This is a genomic window from Pseudomonas sp. RIT-PI-S, from assembly GCF_025642975.1.
In the GTDB taxonomy this organism is placed as follows: domain Bacteria; phylum Pseudomonadota; class Gammaproteobacteria; order Pseudomonadales; family Pseudomonadaceae; genus Aquipseudomonas.
This window is the reverse complement of sequence record NZ_JANZKJ010000012.1, coordinates 138,584-155,693: the sequence shown is the minus strand read 5'-3', so window position 1 is coordinate 155,693 and position 17,110 is coordinate 138,584. Positions and strand designations below refer to the sequence as shown.

At 61.6% G+C, this 17,110-nt stretch carries 19 protein-coding genes and 1 pseudogene; 15 read left to right on the top strand and 5 right to left on the bottom strand.

From position 1 onward, the window contains the following. The 5 genes and pseudogenes from OGL93_RS16990 to OGL93_RS16970 all read left to right on the top strand — a co-directional run. Nucleotides 1–499, top strand: a 499-nt coding sequence (locus tag OGL93_RS16990; RefSeq protein ID WP_263263973.1) for an RHS repeat-associated core domain-containing protein, incomplete at its 5' end; no start/stop codon positions are given. A gap of 11 nt (nucleotides 500–510) precedes the next feature. Further along, on the top strand, nucleotides 511–813 hold the full coding sequence (locus OGL93_RS16985; protein ID WP_263263972.1) for a hypothetical protein: 303 nt from the start codon (nucleotides 511–513) through the stop codon (nucleotides 811–813). A gap of 44 nt (nucleotides 814–857) precedes the next feature. Beyond that, nucleotides 858–1,160 (top strand): annotated as a pseudogene (locus OGL93_RS16980) (IS3 family transposase); the annotation flags it as partial. A gap of 229 nt (nucleotides 1,161–1,389) precedes the next feature. Further along, on the top strand, nucleotides 1,390–1,707 hold the full coding sequence (locus OGL93_RS16975) for a hypothetical protein (protein WP_263263971.1): 318 nt from the start codon (nucleotides 1,390–1,392) through the stop codon (nucleotides 1,705–1,707). A gap of 792 nt (nucleotides 1,708–2,499) precedes the next feature. Further along, complete coding sequence (locus OGL93_RS16970) at nucleotides 2,500–2,871, top strand: hypothetical protein (RefSeq protein ID WP_263263970.1); 372 nt, start codon at nucleotides 2,500–2,502, stop codon at nucleotides 2,869–2,871. A gap of 1,342 nt (nucleotides 2,872–4,213) precedes the next feature. Here OGL93_RS16970 and OGL93_RS16965 read toward each other — a convergent pair. The 3 genes from OGL93_RS16965 to OGL93_RS16955 are packed head-to-tail and all read right to left on the bottom strand — an operon-like array spanning nucleotide 4,214 to nucleotide 6,315. Next, a complete protein-coding gene (locus tag OGL93_RS16965) occupies nucleotides 4,214–4,348 on the bottom strand; it encodes a hypothetical protein (RefSeq protein ID WP_263263969.1) in 135 nt (44 codons plus the stop codon). 51 nt (nucleotides 4,349–4,399) lie between these two features. After that, on the bottom strand, nucleotides 4,400–4,741 hold the full coding sequence (locus OGL93_RS16960) for an EscU/YscU/HrcU family type III secretion system export apparatus switch protein (protein ID WP_263263968.1): 342 nt from the start codon (nucleotides 4,739–4,741) through the stop codon (nucleotides 4,400–4,402). Beyond that, nucleotides 4,738–6,315, bottom strand: a complete 1,578-nt coding sequence (locus OGL93_RS16955) for a flagellar hook-length control protein FliK (protein WP_263263967.1) — start codon at nucleotides 6,313–6,315, stop codon at nucleotides 4,738–4,740. The genes OGL93_RS16960 and OGL93_RS16955 overlap by 4 nt, the downstream gene beginning before the upstream one ends. Before the next feature lie 199 nt (nucleotides 6,316–6,514). Between OGL93_RS16955 and ccmA the strand changes: the two genes are divergently transcribed. From ccmA to OGL93_RS16905, 10 genes are read left to right on the top strand one after another with little or no spacing between them, the layout of a single operon-like run. Next, a complete protein-coding gene (ccmA, locus tag OGL93_RS16950) occupies nucleotides 6,515–7,144 on the top strand; it encodes a cytochrome c biogenesis heme-transporting ATPase CcmA (RefSeq protein WP_263263966.1) in 630 nt (209 codons plus the stop codon). Continuing rightward, entirely contained in the window at nucleotides 7,141–7,824 is a 684-nt protein-coding gene (ccmB, locus tag OGL93_RS16945; protein WP_263263965.1) for a heme exporter protein CcmB, read from the top strand. The genes ccmA and ccmB overlap by 4 nt, the downstream gene beginning before the upstream one ends. A gap of 25 nt (nucleotides 7,825–7,849) precedes the next feature. Beyond that, complete coding sequence (locus tag OGL93_RS16940) at nucleotides 7,850–8,611, top strand: heme ABC transporter permease (RefSeq protein WP_263263964.1); 762 nt, start codon at nucleotides 7,850–7,852, stop codon at nucleotides 8,609–8,611. After that, the gene (gene ccmD / locus OGL93_RS16935) at nucleotides 8,608–8,784 is read left to right on the top strand and encodes a heme exporter protein CcmD (RefSeq protein ID WP_263263963.1); all 177 of its coding nucleotides are present in this window, start codon (nucleotides 8,608–8,610) and stop codon (nucleotides 8,782–8,784) included. The genes OGL93_RS16940 and ccmD overlap by 4 nt, the downstream gene beginning before the upstream one ends. After that, on the top strand, nucleotides 8,781–9,224 hold the full coding sequence (ccmE, locus tag OGL93_RS16930) for a cytochrome c maturation protein CcmE (RefSeq protein WP_263263962.1): 444 nt from the start codon (nucleotides 8,781–8,783) through the stop codon (nucleotides 9,222–9,224). The genes ccmD and ccmE overlap by 4 nt, the downstream gene beginning before the upstream one ends. Then, nucleotides 9,221–11,185 carry a heme lyase CcmF/NrfE family subunit gene (locus OGL93_RS16925; protein ID WP_263263961.1) on the top strand — a complete coding sequence of 655 codons (1,965 nt, stop codon included), beginning with the start codon at nucleotides 9,221–9,223 and terminating at the stop codon, nucleotides 11,183–11,185. Before ccmE ends, OGL93_RS16925 begins: the two co-directional genes overlap by 4 nt. Continuing rightward, nucleotides 11,182–11,718, top strand: a complete 537-nt coding sequence (locus OGL93_RS16920) for a DsbE family thiol:disulfide interchange protein (protein ID WP_263263960.1) — start codon at nucleotides 11,182–11,184, stop codon at nucleotides 11,716–11,718. Before OGL93_RS16925 ends, OGL93_RS16920 begins: the two co-directional genes overlap by 4 nt. Next, nucleotides 11,715–12,176 carry a cytochrome c-type biogenesis protein gene (locus OGL93_RS16915; RefSeq protein WP_263263959.1) on the top strand — a complete coding sequence of 154 codons (462 nt, stop codon included), beginning with the start codon at nucleotides 11,715–11,717 and terminating at the stop codon, nucleotides 12,174–12,176. Before OGL93_RS16920 ends, OGL93_RS16915 begins: the two co-directional genes overlap by 4 nt. Further along, on the top strand, nucleotides 12,169–13,350 hold the full coding sequence (ccmI, locus tag OGL93_RS16910) for a c-type cytochrome biogenesis protein CcmI (protein ID WP_263263958.1): 1,182 nt from the start codon (nucleotides 12,169–12,171) through the stop codon (nucleotides 13,348–13,350). Before OGL93_RS16915 ends, ccmI begins: the two co-directional genes overlap by 8 nt. A 14-nt stretch (nucleotides 13,351–13,364) precedes the next feature. After that, nucleotides 13,365–13,760: a hypothetical protein gene (locus OGL93_RS16905; protein WP_263263982.1), complete on the top strand. Its 396-nt coding sequence runs from the start codon at nucleotides 13,365–13,367 to the stop codon at nucleotides 13,758–13,760. On the opposite strand, the gene OGL93_RS16900 is transcribed toward OGL93_RS16905, so the two are convergent. Continuing rightward, nucleotides 13,655–15,811 (bottom strand): acyltransferase family protein, encoded by a 2,157-nt coding sequence (locus OGL93_RS16900; protein WP_263263957.1) that lies wholly within the window; start codon nucleotides 15,809–15,811, stop codon nucleotides 13,655–13,657. The genes OGL93_RS16905 and OGL93_RS16900 overlap by 106 nt on opposite strands. Before the next feature lie 231 nt (nucleotides 15,812–16,042). Next, a complete protein-coding gene (locus tag OGL93_RS16895; RefSeq protein ID WP_263263956.1) occupies nucleotides 16,043–17,038 on the bottom strand; it encodes a sulfate ABC transporter substrate-binding protein in 996 nt (331 codons plus the stop codon). Nucleotides 17,039–17,110 lie beyond the last annotated feature (72 nt).

Sequence of the window (17,110 nt, the reverse complement as noted above, 5' to 3'; positions counted from 1 at the left end):
TCGGTATTACGATCCGGAGGTAGGGCGGTTTGTAACGCAGGATCCGATAGGGTTGTTGGGTGGAGATAATCTTTATCAGTATGCAGCTAATCCGGTTGCATGGGTGGATCCTTGGGGATTATACAATGGCGAAGGACAGCGTGGCCTCGGAAAGTATCATGTTTTCCATGAGCATAATTTACAGCAGAAAGAATATTTGATGTCAGATGCAGAGCATTTTAGACGAGGGAATCAATCAGTATTCGAACGCTTGAATGCTGATGTGGAATTCCGAAGAGAAATGCAGACCAAGTATCCTTCCCTCATGGATCATGTTCAGCCAAACTCAAAAGGAAATTTTAGCAAATATTCTCCGCCTGATTTGACTTGGCACCATGAAAGTAAAAGGGGTAATTTAAGTTTGGTTGATTATAATGATCATAGAGCTTACCACAGGATTTACCATCCAGACGGATCGGGTGGACGTAAGAAATGGGGCGGTGGTTCTACTTGTCGATAGTGGAGTTAAAAATGAAGATGATTAGAGGTTTCGAGGGATTGCTGCAGGTCTATAAAAATCTTCCTGCAGTGGGCGGATTTTATGTGGACAAATTTTTTTTAAATAATAAATCTTTCATGACTTTCGCCAATTATTATATACCCGAATCGGAAGAGGAGGATGAGGATATGGAAGAGATTTATAAAACTTGGTTAGAATATCCTGTATTTAAGGCAATTGTTGATAACAAAACTGAATATAGTCCTGCATCAAGTTCGAGTGAGCTTCTAGAGGCTGTTTTGTATTATATTGAAAATGATGATTTCTTAGACTGAAAGATTCTTGGGATTGAAGCGCTTTTAGTTTAACGTTCGTCGTAGAGGGGGTAATCGTACATAGCGACCATGGCAGCCAGTACTGCTCAGCGACTTACTAGCAATTAATCGTCCTCATCAGCTGAAATACAGCATGAGCGCCAAGGACAACTACTACGGCAACGCCTGTGCGGAGAGCTTCTTCCATAGTTCGAAGGTTGAATGCGTCCATGCGAAGAATTCCGCAGTCGTGCCCAGAGGCTGAAACTCTGTTTGAATACATTGAAACCGACTACAACCGCTAGCGGCGTCACAGTATGCTGGGTCATATCAGCCCGCTAGCCTTCGAGGCTGGGATGAGTGCCTAATCCCGTGTCCACTAATGCTAGGCAAGATTAGAGGAAAAACCCATTGGACACACTAAATCAAACGAGTAGAGGGCGAAACTGGATCAAATAAAGGAAGGAGATGCGAATAAACTTTGAGTTAATAAAGATAATGGTAGAAATGGATGGTTAGAACATCTCCAGGCGTTCCGAGTCACCACGAATCTGGGCATGTGCGCACGGACGCTGACGGAATGGTAGAGGTATTTGTATGGTAGCTAAAGAAAGAGTAATTGAGTTCCCAGTTCCAAGTTGGAATATACCATTCAGCATCATACCAGAGAATGCTTTTTGCATTTGCTACCAGTCTGACGTGGATGGAAATGGATATGGGCCTTATGGGTTTAATACGGAATTGGCCATTGCTCTAATAGCTAAGCGGTTTAAGTCGGTTTACAGATATTCAGAAGAAAATTTTCAAATATCACCTGTGGAAAATATTACAGCTCAGGGTTTTTATTTTTCCGAAATAAGCAAGGCCTTGGAGTTCGAGCTTTCGGAATACGCTCGAAATTTAAAAAAAAATTGATGTGGCAACTCGGTACGGTAAAGCCTTAGCTATTCAGTCCGTAAAGCCAAAGATTTTGGAATGGTTTTCTTCGGGGAAACTGGATGTTGAAAGAATTAACGAAGAATTTTTGGAAAAAATATTTGTCAGGAATAACTATGCGCCACAGGCTGGAGAAACATTAATATTCTTTAGTAAAAATGAACGGGCGAGAATAATGGAGTATTGTAAAGAGCTTGGAATTTCTTATTACGTGGCAAAAAGTATAGATGACATGAAGTCTTGGTAGATATCGCTAACTGTCTACTAAAAAATTACTCAATACTAATTTTCATTGTTTTCAAAAAAACATTTAGTAGGATGTGGGAGCAGCCCCATGACTGAGCATCAGCGTAATTTTCTGTGGAATTTGCAAAGTGCGAACCACCGCCGCTATCAGTAAGATATGAGTGAACTGATGCATACCCTTTGACAATCTGTGCGGTGAAACCCGCTACGGTCAACCCGCCAACCAGCTGAACTTAAACAATCGCCAGTTCGACTATGTGAAGGGCAACCGCCTCAAGACATGGCAAGAATAGGAATACCGCTATGACGCCTGGGGTAATTTGGTCGAGAAGTCTGTTGGTGCCGGCAAGCTTAAAATCTTAGTTGCGCCAGGGAGTTTTTCCGAGAGCGGATGAAGAATTATTTTCTGCTTACAGGAAGGCTTATGGAGAATTGGACAACATTCAATTTGAAATAAAGTCGCCTAATTACTCCACATGCGGCAGTAGATTTAATTGAAGAGCGGCTTAAAGAGAGCGGTTTAAGATGATTCCAAAGTCCATGCGTGATTTTTCTAATGTGCTAACTACTCCTGGTTTTTTTGAGGCGGTTTTCTCGGGGGTTGATGATTGGGATGTTATCTTGGATGAAAGAGATGCAGGAGATTTTGATGAATCATGGGTATTAAATAATGAAGCTCTAAAGTTGAAACCCTGCTCCGATAAGGACGAAGAGGCGCTGAACAAACTTAGGGAGTACGTTTTTAAGGAGGTTTTTCGGATAACAAAAAACTCAGAAGTATCCAGCTATGCATCGGACGATATAGATCTGATTGGGCAGGCTATTGCCAAAAATGAGATTACGTGCTGGGTTTTAGGGCTGTTCGATGCATATAGATCAGGAGTTTTTCCATCGTGAGTGTTTGAGCTGAAGTTGACACTCTGTAAGTTGTGATTTTTAAAGTCGTGATGGGGCCTGGAACAGCTTGCCGGTCGATAATTTTTAAATCGAAAGGTGATTTGTGATCAATAATAAAAGAACGAAAAACCGGCGTTACCAGCAAGCTCACCCAAGCTATTGATAAACTTCGCAGCAAAAAAATAGTCACGAATACGAGGCCAATGGCCAACTGCACCGCCGCGACACCGGTCGGCTGGCAGACAACGAAGCCTTCCGCTACGACCCCGCCGCCAACCGGCTGAACTTCACCTCGTTAAGGATCACTCTTACGGGTGAGGCGCATAGACTTGGTTTCGTTGTTAAGAACGCGGACGGTAGCGAGACCGCAAATGAGGTGGCTAGTTTACTTCAGATAAAACTGCCCCAGCTTTTGAAAGAAAAGCGAATTCGAGAGGCAGGAGGCGTGTTTGTAAGAAGGCCAGGGAAGGAAAAACTTATAAGTGTGTCTGACGTATCTCTTGTTATAAGAAAAAATAGTAGGTTGGTTGTGAGTTATTTTAATTTTACGTTATGTAGCATTCCTATGTTGTGCGGTCGAAACAATAGCAAAGAATATCAAGATCGCATAGTTGTAAAGTTTAATGCGTTAATGAAGTTTTTGAAGGAGAATGATCTAATTTTTTCTGAGCCATTCAATGCCGATGGTGGTTTGATTTGGATTTAATTCTAAAAAGAGATGATACAAAAGTTGAGTGCGCAGAGCTTTTTAAAAAAGTTATACCTGGTTGGTTCTCATATTTGGATAAAGGTGGGGACATAAATAATATGAAGAGGCTTTCGGATGGTTTGAGGAAGTTGACTGCTTAGAGATAGGTCAATGCTCTGCCTCGACGAGGCTCTAGACCCCTGTACGAAATTAGCCTGAACCATCTCATCTCGCACAAGCGCCTAGGTTCAGTAGAGCGCGTGCCCATCAGAGGTGGAACTTCCTTGACAGTCAGACGCTATAAAATCGGAGATGAGTCCTGGGCCTTGGTTGCAGACCTATCGCGTCCTCTGGCAGAGGCACGAATGCTGCTTACTGCGAACGCGGCGATCGCGCTGTAACGCAGCACCGAGTTCGAGCGCGACCTCACTGGCAAGCTGCTGGCCAATGTGAATCAAGAAGAGCGCCAGGCCTACACCTGCGACAATGGCAACCGCCCGCTGTGCATCGAGCGCCCACGGCCGTAGGTAAGCCACTCGGTATCATGGAGGAAACGCTCGATTTCACCCACGACTTGTTGGGCCGTTTGCGCTGTGAGTGCATACCCCAGAGGGCGCTGTTCAGCTACAAGCCTCCTTTGGGAGCAGAACAGCTCTACACCCCATCACCCCCGTCGCAGGCCGAACCGACCAAGCTAAAGGGAAGCAGCAGAAGCCCTACGACTTCCACACCCTTCAGGCCGGCGCCGCTGGAGATGACCGAGAACGCTACCGCTCGGCCGAAGTTCATCGGTTTATCCCTACGAAAGCCAGCAGCCTCCCAGCCCAATCGCCTCTCAGTTTAGCCCCCCGACGATTGTTCCAACCGGGCCACTGGCGTCACATCCCGCTCGCGTGGCGGCGGGCTCATGTCTACCCCCACCGGCACCTTCCCCTGCAAGTACCACGCAAAGGCTATGATCTCGGCGATGGTCAAATACAGCTCGCGGGGAATGCTGTCGCCAAGCTCCAGCTGGCCGAGCATTTTCACCAGCTCGGCATTTTCGTAGATAGGCACTTCGTGGGCCTTGGCGATGGCGATGATGGCGTCGGCCAGTTCGTCGTCGCCCTTGCCCGAGAGGGTAGGGGCCTGGGTGCCGTCGTAGCTCAGGGCAATGGCCTGGCGGGGGTAGCGGTTGCTCATGCGGTTTCGTCCACCCAACGTTGTTCGAGGCGTGTGCGGTTGCCCTGGGGGGGGCGGCCGTTGTGACAGGCCAGTTCGCCCACGTTCAGGCCAGCGGCAGCCAGGCGTTCGCGGAACCAGGGCAGCTCGCGCTGCACCACGCTGTACGTGGCCGGGGCTTGCGCCCACACCTGGCTGGACAGGTTGCTGTTGAACAGCTGTGCCTGCACATGCAGCGGGCCGAGGCGGGGCAGGTCGAAGGCCAGGTCCAGGCGCCAGAGCTTGCGTGGCGGCAGGCGGTTGCCCTCGGCGTCGCGCTCCATGTCCTGTTCGCGTTCGCTGGGATCGTCCTGGGCCTGAACCCGCACCTGCATGGGCACGATGTCATTGAACGCACGCATGGGGATTTCCAGTTGCCAGCTGTGCTGGGTCAACCCGTGGGGGCCGGGCGTGCTTTGTTCAAGGCTGGCCAGCTGGTGAGTCTGCACCCGCGACAGCGCCGCCGAGGCCAAGCGCAGCAATGAGTGCAGCTCGTCCTCGTTGTCGTTCTTTTGCAGCGTACGGCTGGCCAACGGGAAGGCTGGCGCCTCCACCGAGCGCGGGCCCACCTGGCCAAGGATGCCCAAGGCGTTGCGGATAAAGCCTGGCGCGGCCTGGGCCATGGTAGCCAGGGTCGCTGGGTTCAGCGGCGGGCTATTGCTGGCGGGCAGGTTGGGCAGGATCTGCGCCACCAGCCGCAGCAGCGCGCCCTTGAGGTCCACCTCGGGTGCCTCCAGGCTGCCGGTGAGCAACCCGGATTCGAGAAACAGCCCGCTCTTGGCGAAGGCCTGGGCCAGCGCGTCGGGGTTGGTCAGCGCAGGCATGTCCGGCAGGGTGGCGAGCAGTGCGCTGGCGCTGGCGCTTACTGCCGGAGGCAGGCGGTCTGTGCCCTGGCTGGCCTGGATCACCGCCAGCAGGCTTTGCAACGAGGCCTGGCGGCTGTTTTGCGTGGTGATTTGCTGGGCCACGGCCAACTCGTCGAGGCGCCCGCTCAACTGCACTACGCTCAGCGCCTGGTTACCCTGAACCTGTGCACTCAACAGGCTACCCAAGCGCAGTGGCTGCGGGCTGTCGATGGTGAGGGTCTGCCCGGCCAGGGCACTGTTGAGCAAAGTCACCATCGCGCGGTACACCGGCGGGCCGTCGTTGGCGGCCACCGGCAGCGAGGTCACCACCTTGCCCTGCAGCAAGGTGCCCACCGGCAGGCGGCTGGTGTCCAGCTCGGTCAGGCCGGTGCGCGGCGAACCCGCCAGGCTGACCGATAGCTGTTCGGAAAGCATCTTGGTGACCAGCAGCGGCGTGCCGATGGCCAGGGGTTGGCTTGCCGCCACCTGCACCGTGGCTTGGCGGCCGCTGTCCATGGTCAGCTTGAGCAGCAGCTGAAAATCTTCCGGCAGCTGTTTGATCGACAGCACCTCGGCCTTGGCGGTTTGCCCCGCTTCCAGCACGCCGTCCACCGACTGCAGCAGCTTAAGCAGCTCGCCGTTGAGTGCGGCGGAGCGGCTGGCGGCGGCAACGCTTGAAGCCGCGGCCACGCCGCTGATTTCATTTGTCATTGTTTAGCTGACCGGGAAGAGTGTTTCGGTGTGTAAACCGCGCGACGCCCAGGTGGACCGCGCGCGCCGCTGTGTATAATCGCCCGCTGCCCTGGTGGCGAGCGTAAGGCGTTCGTTGCTTATTGCTATCGGCTTGCCTGCGAGGTACTTGAACCCGCCGGCGGCTCTGCTCATTTTCGTACAAACCCTAAGGCTCACCGTGACTGCCCATCTGCAAGGCCTGGCGCTTGCTTGTGAACGAGACTGGCGGCTGCTCTTCGAAGGGCTGGACGTAAGCGTGCGCGCCGGCGAGATGCTCAAGGTGAGCGGGCCCAACGGCAGCGGCAAAACCTCGCTGCTGCGCCTGCTGTGCGGCCTGCTGCCGCCGAGCGCCGGCGAGGTGCGCTTCAATGGCCAACCCTTGCCAGGCGCAGCCCGGGCGCTGGCGGCAAACCTCTTGTGGCTAGGTCACGCGCCGGCCCTCCAGCTCAGCCTGACCCCGAGGGAAAACCTCGCCTGGCTGTGCGCGCTGGGCAAGGCGGTGGCGCTGCCAGCGATCGACGAAGCGTTGCGCCTGATGGGCCTGCGCGGCCATGAAGACCAGCCCTGCCAGGGCCTGTCCGCTGGCCAATTGCGCCGGGTGGCGCTCGCTCGCCTTTACCTGGACCCGCCGCCATTGTGGCTGCTCGATGAACCCTTCACCGCATTGGACGCCCCTTCGGTGGCGCGGCTGGAAGCGCGGCTGGTGGAGCACTGCGAGGCAGGCGGGCTGGTGGTGCTGACCTCCCACCATGTGTTGGCCCAGCGGCCCGCGGGTTACCGCGAACTGCACCTGGGAGAAACCGCATGAGCAGCGCGGGGATGCGAGTGTTCGCCAGCCTGTTGCGCCGCGAAGGCTTGTTGCTGGCGCGGCGCCCGGCGGCGCTGGCCAACCCCCTGGTTTTTTTTGCCGTGGTGGCCACGCTCTTTCCGCTGGCGATCGGCGCAGACCCCAGCCTGCTGCAGCAGATGGCGCCAGGGTTGGTCTGGGTGGCGGCGGTGCTGGCGGTGTTGTTGTCCCTGGACGGGCTGTTCCGGGAGGATTTCGAGGACGGCTCCCTGGAGCAGTGGGCCCTGAGCCGTCACGGCATGCTGTTGCCGGTGCTGGCCAAGGTGGCCGCGCACTGGCTGTTGTGCGGTTTGGCATTGACCCTGCTGGCGCCATTGCTCGGCCTGATGCTTGGGCTGCCCGCGCACAGCCTGCCGGCGCTGATCGCCGCGCTGGCGTTGGGCACGCCGGTGCTGACCCTGCTCGGCGCTATCGGCGCCGCGCTCACCGTCGGTCTGCGCCGCGGCGGCCTGCTGCTGGCCTTGCTGGTGCTGCCCTTATATATTCCGGTGCTGATCCTGGGCAGCGGGGCGTTGCGCGCCGCGCTCGAGGGGCTGCCGGTGTCGGGCTTTTTGTTGTGGCTCGGCAGCCTTGCCGCGTTGGCCCTTACCCTTGGCCCATGGGCAGTGGTCGCCGGGCTGCGGATCAGCCTTAATGAATGAACCATTGCATGGGAAGTGAGCAGCTATGAGCTGGGCCTGGTTTCACCGGCTGGCGTCACCGCCGAGGTTTTACGAGCTGGCAGGGCGGTTGCAGCCCTGGCTGGGCGGCGGCGCGGCGGTGCTATTGCTGGCAGGCGCCATCTGGGGCCTGGCGTTCGCGCCAGCGGATTACCAGCAAGGCGATAGCGTGCGCATTCTGTATATCCATGTGCCGGCAGCCATGCTGGCGCAGTCCTGCTACGTGTTGCTGGCCGTGGCAGGCGTAGTGTCGCTGGTGTGGAAAATCAAGCTGGCCGATGTGGCCCTGCAAAGCGCGGCGCCCATTGGGGCATCCATGACCGCGCTGGCCCTGGTAAGCGGCTCGATCTGGGGCAAGCCCACTTGGGGCACCTGGTGGGTGTGGGACGCGCGCCTGACCTCGATGCTGATCCTGCTGTTCCTCTATGCCGGGGTGATCGCCCTGGGCCAGGCGATCAGCAACCGCGAAAGCGCCGCCAAGGCCTGCGCGGTGCTGGCTATCGTCGGCGTGGTCAATGTGCCGATCATCAAGTACTCGGTGGTGTGGTGGAGCACGCTGCACCAGGGCGCCACCTTCACCCTTACCGCAAAGCCTGCCATGCCTGCGCAGATGTGGCTGCCGCTGGCGCTGACGCTCCCAGGGTTCTATCTCTTTTTTGGCTTCGTGCTGCTGCTGCGCATGCGCCTGGAGCTGCTGCGCCGTGAGGGCCGCAGCCAATGGGCACGGGCGGCGTTGCGGGCGGCCGGCCACGTCGGGGAGCGGCCATGAACTTCGCCACGCTGGCAGACTTCCTCGCCATGGGGCGCCATGGCGTGTATGTGTGGTCCGCCTATGGGGTGTGCCTGGCAGTGTTGGCCTGGAACCTGGCCGCGCCGCTGCTCGCACGGCGCCGGCTGGTAGAGCAGGAAGCGCGCCGCGCGCGGCGGGAGGCCCAGCCATGAACCCGCTTCGCAGAAGGCGCCTGGCGATCATCCTGTCGCTGCTGGCTGGCGTCGGGCTTGCCGCGGCGCTGGCGCTCAGTGCGCTGCAACGGAACATCAACCTGTTCTACACGCCCACACAGATCGCCAGTGGCGAGGCCCCCCATGGGCAACGCATCCGCGCCGGGGGCATGGTCGAACGCGGCTCGCTGACGCGCAGCAGCGACAGCCTCGACGTCAGCTTCGTGGTCACCGACTTCAACCGCTCGGTGACCATCCATTACCGGGGCATCCTCCCGGACCTGTTTCGCGAAGGGCAGGGGATCGTCGCCCTTGGCGTGCTCGATGCCAACGGCGTGGTGCAGGCCGATGAAGTGCTGGCCAAGCACGACGAGAAGTACATGCCCCCGGAAGTGAACAAAGCCCTGAAGGACAGCGGCCGCCTAGGAGCCAACCCATGATGCCCGAACTGGGCCAGTTGGCCCTTGCCCTTGCCCTGTGCCTGGCGCTGACCCAGGCGCTGCTGCCGTTGCTGGGCGCCTGGCGTAATGTGCCCGCCTGGATGGCAACGGCACGCCCGGCCGCCTGGGGCCAGTTCGCCTTCCTGCTGTTTGCCTTCGGCTGCCTGGCCCAGGCCTTCTTGCATGACGACTTTTCCGTGGCCTACGTGGCTGAGAACTCCAACACCGCATTGCCCTGGTATTACAAATTCAGCGCCGTATGGGGCGCGCACGAAGGGTCGCTGCTGCTCTGGGCGTTGATCCTTGGCGGCTGGACCTTCGCCGTGTCGCTGTTTTCGCGGCAACTGCCAGCGGCGATGCTGGCCCGGGTGCTGGGGGTGATGGGGCTGATCAGCACGGGCTTTCTGCTGTTTTTGCTGGCGACTTCCAACCCCTTCGCGCGCATCCTGCCGCAGGTGCCGCTGCAAGGGCGGGACCTGAACCCGCTGTTGCAGGATTTCGGCCTGATCGTCCACCCGCCCATGCTCTACATGGGCTACGTGGGCTTCTCGGTGGCCTTTGCCTTCGCCATCGCCGCGCTGCTCGGCGGCCAGCTGGACGCTGCCTGGGCGCGCTGGTCGCGGCCGTGGACGCTGGTGGCCTGGAGTTTCCTCGGCACGGGCATCAGCCTGGGTTCGTGGTGGGCTTATTACGAACTGGGCTGGGGCGGCTGGTGGTTCTGGGACCCGGTCGAAAACGCCTCTTTCATGCCATGGTTGGTCGGCACGGCGCTGATCCATTCCCTGGCGGTGACCGAGCAGCGCGGCGTGTTCAAAAGCTGGACGGTGCTGCTGGCGATCGCCGCGTTCTCCCTGAGCCTGCTGGGGACCTTCCTGGTGCGCTCCGGCGTGCTCACCTCGGTGCATGCGTTCGCCTCGGACCCCACCCGCGGCGTGTTCATCCTGGTGTTTCTGCTGATCGTCAGCGGCGGCTCGCTGGCGCTGTTCGCGGTGCGCGCGCCGGTGGTGCGTAGCCATGCGCGCTTCGCCTGGGCCTCCCGGGAAACCCTACTGCTGGCCAACAACCTGCTGCTGGTGGTCGCCGCCGCGACCATCCTGCTCGGCACGCTATACCCGCTGCTGCTCGACGCGCTCACCGGTGCTCGGCTGTCCGTGGGGCCGCCCTATTTCAATGCCCTGTTCGTGCCGCTGATGGGCTTGCTGCTGGCGACCCTGGGCATTGGCGTGACGATGCGCTGGAAAGCCACACCCGGAGCCTGGCTGGTGCGGATGCTCAGCCCGGTGCTGATCGGCGCACTGGCGCTGTGCGTGCTGGTGGGAGCGTTCACTGGCCTGGACCACTGGCCGCTGCTGGCCGTGGTTGCCCTGGCGGCCTGGGTGGTCCTGGCCGGGTTGCGTGACCTCACAGACAAGCTGCGCCACCAAGGCGTGGCCGGGCTCGGGCGCCTGCGCCGCAGCTACTGGGGCATGCAGTTGTCGCACCTGGGGCTGGCGGTGGCCGCGGTCGGCGTGGTGTTCTCCGCCCAGCTGGACGCCGCGCGTGACCTGCGCATGGCGCCCAACGACAGCGCCGAGGTGGGCGGTTACACCTTTATTTTCCGCGGTACCCAGGCGATGCAAGGGCCGAACTACAGAGGAGACACGGCGATCATCGAAGTGAGCGAAAACGGTCGCACGATCAGCGTGTTGCACCCGGAAAAACGCTTGTATAGCGCCCAGGGCTCGGTAATGACCGAGGCCGGCATCGACGCCGGGTTCTTCGCCGACCTCTACGTGGCCCTCGGTGAGCCCTTGGCTGACGGCGCCTGGGCGGTTCGCTTGCAGGTCAAGCCGTTCGTGCGCTGGATCTGGCTGGGCGGCCTGCTCACGGCACTGGGTGGCGTGCTGGCGGCCCTGGATTCCCGCTACCGCGCCAAGGTTCGCCAGCGCGCCCGCGCCGGCCTCGGGCTGGAGGCCACATGACGCGCGCATGGCTGGCCATTCCCCTGGTGCTGTTCGTGGGCCTGGCCGCAGTGCTGTATCGCGGCCTCTACCTGGACCCCGCCGAGCTGCCCTCGGCACTGATCGGCAAGCCCTTCCCGGCCTTTGCGCTGACGGCGGTGGAAGACGGCCGCCCGCTGGGCCGCTCCGCGCTGCTCGGCGCGCCGGCGCTGGTCAACGTGTGGGGCACCTGGTGCGTGGCCTGCCGGGACGAACATCCGACCCTGGCGCGCTTGGCCGCGCAGGGCGTGCTCATCCATGGCATCAACTACAAGGACGACACCGTGGCGGCCAACCGCTGGCTGGTGCAGCTGAGCAACCCTTACCGGGTGAACGTGAGCGACGCGCAAGGCACCCTCGGCCTGGACCTTGGCGTGTACGGCGCGCCAGAAACCTTCCTGATCGACGCCCAAGGCATCATTCGCTACAAGCACGTGGGCATCGTGGACGAACAGGTATGGCGCGACGAACTTGCGCCGCGCTACCAGGCCTTGCTCGCCGAGGGCGCGCGATGAGGGGGCTGTGGCTGGTGCTCATGCTGGCGCTCGGTGGCGTGGCGCAGGCCGCCATCGACACCTACGCCTTCGGTAACGACACCCAGCGCGAGCGGTTCGCCGCACTCACCCGTGAGTTGCGTTGCCCCAAGTGCCAGAACCAGGACCTGGCCGATTCCAACGCCCCTATCGCGGCGGACCTGCGCCGTGAAATCCACCGCTTGCTGCTTGAGGGCAAGAGTGACCGGGAAGTAGTGGATTACCTGGTGGCCCGCTATGGCGAGTTCGTGCGCTACAAGCCGGCCTTCGAAGCACGTACCTGGCTGCTTTGGCTTGGCCCGGCGGGGCTGTTGCTGGTAGGGGCTGGTGTGGGCTGGCTGTTGCTCCGCCGGCGCCACGCCGAGGCCATGCCGGCCACCCTCGATGCCGGCGAACAGGCCCGCCTGGCTGCCCTCTTGAAGAGCCGCGACGATGATTGATTTCTGGGTAGCGGCGGTTGTCTTGCTGTTGATCACCAGCGCTTTGCTCGCTTGGCCGCTGCGCGATGCCCGCCGAGGCGAGGCGAGCACGCGCAGCGCAGTCAACCTGAGCGTTTATGAAGAACGCCTGGCACTGCTGCGCGAGGAGCACCGGGCGGGAAGGCTGGACGCAGCCGGCTGGGCCTCGGCGCAGGCGGAGGCCGGCCAGGCGTTGCTGGCCGAGGTGGACGCCGACACCGCTACGGTCGCGGTCGACCACGGCGGGCGGCGGGTCGGCTGGGCAGTGGTGGTGCTGGTGCCGCTGGCGGCGCTGGCGCTGTACCTGCACTTCGGTGCCCTCGACCGCCTGCGCTTGAGCCGCGAGCTGGCGACCCCGGCGGCAACGCCCGCGCAGATGCTGGACCGCCTCGAGCGTACCGTGCAGGCGCAGCCAGACGCCCCCGATGCGCTCTATCTGCTGGCCCGTACCTACATGGCGCAAAACCGGGCAGGGGAGGCGGTGCCGCTGTTCGAGCGGGCCGCCCAGCTTGCCGGGCGCCCGCCGGAACTGCTCGGGCAATGGGCGCAGGCCAAATACTTCGCCGCCGGGCGGCAATGGTCCGGCGAGGTGCAGGCCTTGGTGGATGAAGCGCTCCAGGGCAATCCGAACGAAGGCACCAGCCTCGGCTTGCTGGGTATCGCTGCCTTCGAAGGACGACATTGGGCCGCGGCAGTCGGCTACTGGCAGCGCCTGCAAGCCGGATTAGCACCCACGGACCCGGCGCGGGCCGCCTTGCAGACCGGCATCGACCGTGCGCGGCGCGAGTTGCAGGCCAGTGGCGAAGCCGAAGCGCCTGCGCGCACCCTTAGGGTTCGGGTCGAGCTGGCGCCGGCGCTGGCAGCCAAGGTAAGCCCCAGCGACGCCGTGTTCGTGTTCGCCAAGGCGGTCGACGGGCCGAGGATACCGCTTGCGGTCAAACGCCTCAGGGTTGCGGACCTGCCGGCGAGCGTGAGCTTGAGCGACGCCGATGCCATGCAGCCAGCGCTGAAACTCTCGGCGTTCGGGGACGTCCAACTGATGGCACGCGTCAGCCGTGCCGGCCAGCCCACCCAGGGCGAATGGATCGGCGTTGGCGTTCCCGTCGCCGGCCAGCCCGGTACTTACACCCTGATCATTGATAGCCCGGAACATTAAGCATGTCTCATTCCATGACGGCCGCCTCGCGCCTGATGCTGTTGACCCTGGCGCTGGGCCTGGGCGCGTGTTCGGTCCAGCGGCCAGCCTCGCCGCCACCGCAACCGCTGCCGCCGATCCAAACGGTCCCGGCACCGGTGCCGCCCGCTACCAAGCCGGTGCCGAGCAAACCGGCCACGCCCGCCGCGCCGCGCACTTCCGCCAGCTTCGCGCCGCCACCCAGCGGCCCCAGCCACTGGGACCAGGCGCTCGGGGTGTACGTGCTGGACAGCCAACCCGGGGTGTATTACCGCCAGCGCACCTATTACCGCTGGAACAACGGCTGGAGCTGGGCCACCAGCCCGAACGGCCCCTGGGAAGCCACGGACAGCAGCGGCGTGCCGCCTGGGTTGGGCCGCCAGCACCCTTGAATGCACCCGGCCACGGCGGTGGCCGAGGCCTGGGCCAGCCATTGCCGCACATCGCCCGTGAACAAGGCGATGCCGCGGCCATTGAGGTGGTCGCTGTCCTTGTAGAAGGACCCCGCATCGCCGATCAAACAACGGTCCTGGTCGCATAAGCGGCCATCCAGGGTCACCAGCCGCAGATCGCCCTGGGCGCTGAGCCGTTCGAACAACGCTCGGGTGTACTGCTGCAACTGCTGGTGTTCGGCCACTGGGATGGACAGCGCCCGCACCGCCGCGCGTTTCTCCTCGGCGCTGGCCTGCGGCTCATGGGCCAGGCGGTAATACAGGTACTTAGGGTTGGCCAGCTGCTGCGGCGCCTGCGCCACCACATCGACCTGCGCGCCCAGCGCCCGGTAGGCCGCCACGGTGTGCTCCAACGCCTGCCTGAATACCTCACGCGACGCTTCGCGGCTGTGCGCCGGCTGCTCCGGCGTTACCAGGAAATACTTGGTCATCCGCTCCTGGCCGTAGCCACCCTCGGTGTAGAGCGTCCAGCGGGCAATCAGCACCACACGCTTCACCCCAGGGTGCTCGCGGACGTACGCCAGCTGCCGCTGCGCCAGGGCCGCGCAGGCACCGGGGGCGTAGTTGCCCACGGCCACGTCCACGCCCAGCAAGGGCGGGCAGCCGCCCACGCCCAGGTGCGCAACGCTCAAGCCAAGCTGACGCCCCGCCTCGTCGAACGCCGGCAACATGGCCTCCGAATGGCTGTCGCCGAATACCGCCACGTCGGCGCCGCCGTTTTTGAGCGGCGCGCCGAAGTAGCACAGGCCGATGCCCCAACCGTCGCCTCGGTAATCGCGGTCACAGCCCGCGCGCACGGTGGGGTCTTCAAAGGCCTGGGCCAGCCCCGTGTCTTGTGCCCCCGGGCGCATGAAGCCTTGGCTTAGATAGCCCGCGCCACCCACGGCGATGAATACCGTGGAGGCCAGGGCGCTATAGGCAAAAACCTGCTGGCGGGTGAAGCGCCGGCGCTGGCGGAACGGCTGTTCCACATAGCGCCAACTGAGCCAGCCGACCACCATCGAGGCGGCCGCCACCAGCAACAGTTCAGCTGGCGAGGGCGGCACCAGGCTGCGGTTGCGGGCGAAGGCCAGCAGCGGCTGGTGCCACAGGTAAATGCTGTAGCTGAGCAGGCCGATAAACACCAACGGGCGGGCGCCGAGCACCTTGCCGACCCAGGTGCGGCCGCCTGCGAACAGGATCAACAGCGCCGCGCCCAAGGTCGGCGCCAGCGCGTGCAGGCCAGGGAAGGGCGTGCCACGGTCGAAGCCGAAGACGGCCCATCCCAGCAACCCCAGGCCGGCGGCCGCCATGCCTTGGTGCAGCGCGTCGCCGCCTTCGGCATGCCTGGGCTGGCTCAGCGCATAGAAGGCGACGAAGGAGCCCAGCAGCAACTCCCAGGCCCGCGCCGGCAGCAAGAAAAACGCCGCATTGCTCGCCTGCTGCGCGCCGTACTCCGCCCAAGCCAGGCTGGCCAGCGCCATGGCCGCCAGGCTCGCCAGGCGAAAGCGCCCGCCCAGGCGCCAAGTCAGCATCAGCCACAGCGGGATCAGCAGGTAATACTGCTCTTCCACGCCGAGGGTCCAGGTGTGGATCAGCGGCTTGAGTTCGGCTTCGCCGTCGAAGTAGCCGCTTTCAAGCCAGAACAGCAGGTTGGAAGAGAACAGCGGCACCGCCACCAGGCTCTTGGCGAAGGCTTTGAGATCCAGCGGGTCGAGCCATAGCCAGGCGAGCGGCAGGCACGCCAGCATCATCACTGTCAGCGCGGGCAGGATGCGCCGCGCCCGGCGTTCGTAGAAGGCCAGCAGGGAGAAATCCCCACGGTTCAGTTCGGCCAGGATGATCGAAGTGATCAGGTAGCCCGAAATGACGAAAAACACATCGACGCCTACAAAGCCACCGCTGAACAGCGGCACGCCGGCGTGATAAAGCACCACGGGCAAGATGGCGAGGGCGCGCAGGCCGTCTACCTCTGGCCGGTAAGGCACAGCGGATGAGTGAGCGATGGTCATGAAGTGTCCCCCGGGTGGGGCCGGGTAAAGTGATCAGGCAGGCGAGCACGCTACCGCGGAGGCCTTGAAGCGGCCCCGCGAAAGCAATGGATACATGGGAAGGGTTACAAAGTACTTCGCGGGTGACGGAAGATCAAGCGGCGGTCGGGGGTGTCACGCTCCGTAGCAGCAGGGCTCGCCCGCGACCGACGTTGCCCTCGCGACACGCCTAGCGGCCGAACGGGCGCGCCTCTACGGCTGGTAGATCTGGTCGAACACGCCGCCATCGCTGAAATGGGTTTTCTGCACGGTGCGCCAGTCACCGAAGGTTTTCTCCACGGAGAGGAATTCCACTTTCGGGAAGCGATCGGCGTATTTGGCCAGCACGGCCGGGTCCCGTGGGCGCAGGTAGTTGGCGGCGGCGATGTCCTGGCCTTCGGCGGACCACAGGTACTTGAGGTAATCCTCGGCCAGCGCGCGCGTGCCCTTTTTGTCCACCACCTTGGCCACGACCGCCACCGGTGGCTCGGCTTCGGCGGCCACGCTGGGGTAAACCACCTCGAACTGGTCGCGGCCAAACTCCCGGGCGATCATTTCGGCTTCGTTTTCGAAGGTTACCAGCACGTCGCCGATCTGGTTGGTCATGAAGGTGGTGGTGGCCGCGCGGCCGCCGGTGTCCAGCACGGGTGCCTGCTTGAACAGCTTGCCCACGAACGCCTTGGCTTTTTCGTCGTCGCCACCGTTCTTCAGCACGTAGGCCCAGGCGGAGAGGTAGGTGTAGCGGCCATTACCGGAGGTCTTCGGGTTAGGCACGATTACCTGAACGCCGTCCTTGAGCAGGTCTGGCCAGTCCTTGAGCTGCTTTGGGTTCCCCTTGCGCACGATGAACACCGTGGCAGAAGTGAACGGCGCGCTGTGGTTCGGCAGCAAGGTGGCCCAGTCGCTCGGCACCAGCTGGCCGTTGTCGGCCAAGGCGTTGATGTCGGTTGCCATGTTCATGGTGATCACATCCGCCGGCAGGCCGTCGATGACCGAGCGGGCCTGCTTGCTCGACCCGCCGAACGACATCTGCACCGTGACCTGTTCGTTGTGCTCGGCCTGCCAGTGCTTCTGGAAGGCGGCGTTGTAGTCTTTGTAGAAATCGCGCATCACGTCGTAGGAAACGTTGAGCAGGGTCGGTGCCGCGTTGGCGGCGCCCGTCAGCAGGGCCCCGGCACAGAGCAGCGAGGCGGCGAGCAGTTTTTTCACGAATCGGGTCCTTGGTGTCGTTATGGGCAGTGCCGGCGACTATAGCCAACCCGCCATGGCCCCGAAAGCACC

What these genes read in the sequence shown, in the direction of transcription:
- OGL93_RS16985 (WP_263263972.1), top strand. Translation starts at nt 511, where the DNA reads ATGAAGATGATTAGAGGTTTCGAGGGATTGCTGCAGGTCTATAAAAAT.
- OGL93_RS16975 (WP_263263971.1), top strand. Translation starts at nt 1,390, where the DNA reads ATGGTAGCTAAAGAAAGAGTAATTGAGTTCCCAGTTCCAAGTTGGAAT.
- OGL93_RS16970 (WP_263263970.1), top strand. Translation starts at nt 2,500, where the DNA reads ATGATTCCAAAGTCCATGCGTGATTTTTCTAATGTGCTAACTACTCCT.
- OGL93_RS16965 (WP_263263969.1), bottom strand. Translation starts at nt 4,348, where the DNA reads ATGAACTTCGGCCGAGCGGTAGCGTTCTCGGTCATCTCCAGCGGCGCC.
- OGL93_RS16960 (WP_263263968.1), bottom strand. Translation starts at nt 4,741, where the DNA reads ATGAGCAACCGCTACCCCCGCCAGGCCATTGCCCTGAGCTACGACGGC.
- OGL93_RS16955 (WP_263263967.1), bottom strand. Translation starts at nt 6,315, where the DNA reads ATGACAAATGAAATCAGCGGCGTGGCCGCGGCTTCAAGCGTTGCCGCC.
- ccmB (WP_263263965.1), top strand. Translation starts at nt 7,141, where the DNA reads ATGAGCAGCGCGGGGATGCGAGTGTTCGCCAGCCTGTTGCGCCGCGAA.
- OGL93_RS16940 (WP_263263964.1), top strand. Translation starts at nt 7,850, where the DNA reads ATGAGCTGGGCCTGGTTTCACCGGCTGGCGTCACCGCCGAGGTTTTAC.
- ccmD (WP_263263963.1), top strand. Translation starts at nt 8,608, where the DNA reads ATGAACTTCGCCACGCTGGCAGACTTCCTCGCCATGGGGCGCCATGGC.
- ccmE (WP_263263962.1), top strand. Translation starts at nt 8,781, where the DNA reads ATGAACCCGCTTCGCAGAAGGCGCCTGGCGATCATCCTGTCGCTGCTG.
- OGL93_RS16925 (WP_263263961.1), top strand. Translation starts at nt 9,221, where the DNA reads ATGATGCCCGAACTGGGCCAGTTGGCCCTTGCCCTTGCCCTGTGCCTG.
- OGL93_RS16920 (WP_263263960.1), top strand. Translation starts at nt 11,182, where the DNA reads ATGACGCGCGCATGGCTGGCCATTCCCCTGGTGCTGTTCGTGGGCCTG.
- OGL93_RS16915 (WP_263263959.1), top strand. Translation starts at nt 11,715, where the DNA reads ATGAGGGGGCTGTGGCTGGTGCTCATGCTGGCGCTCGGTGGCGTGGCG.
- ccmI (WP_263263958.1), top strand. Translation starts at nt 12,169, where the DNA reads ATGATTGATTTCTGGGTAGCGGCGGTTGTCTTGCTGTTGATCACCAGC.
- OGL93_RS16905 (WP_263263982.1), top strand. Translation starts at nt 13,365, where the DNA reads ATGACGGCCGCCTCGCGCCTGATGCTGTTGACCCTGGCGCTGGGCCTG.
- OGL93_RS16900 (WP_263263957.1), bottom strand. Translation starts at nt 15,811, where the DNA reads ATGACCATCGCTCACTCATCCGCTGTGCCTTACCGGCCAGAGGTAGAC.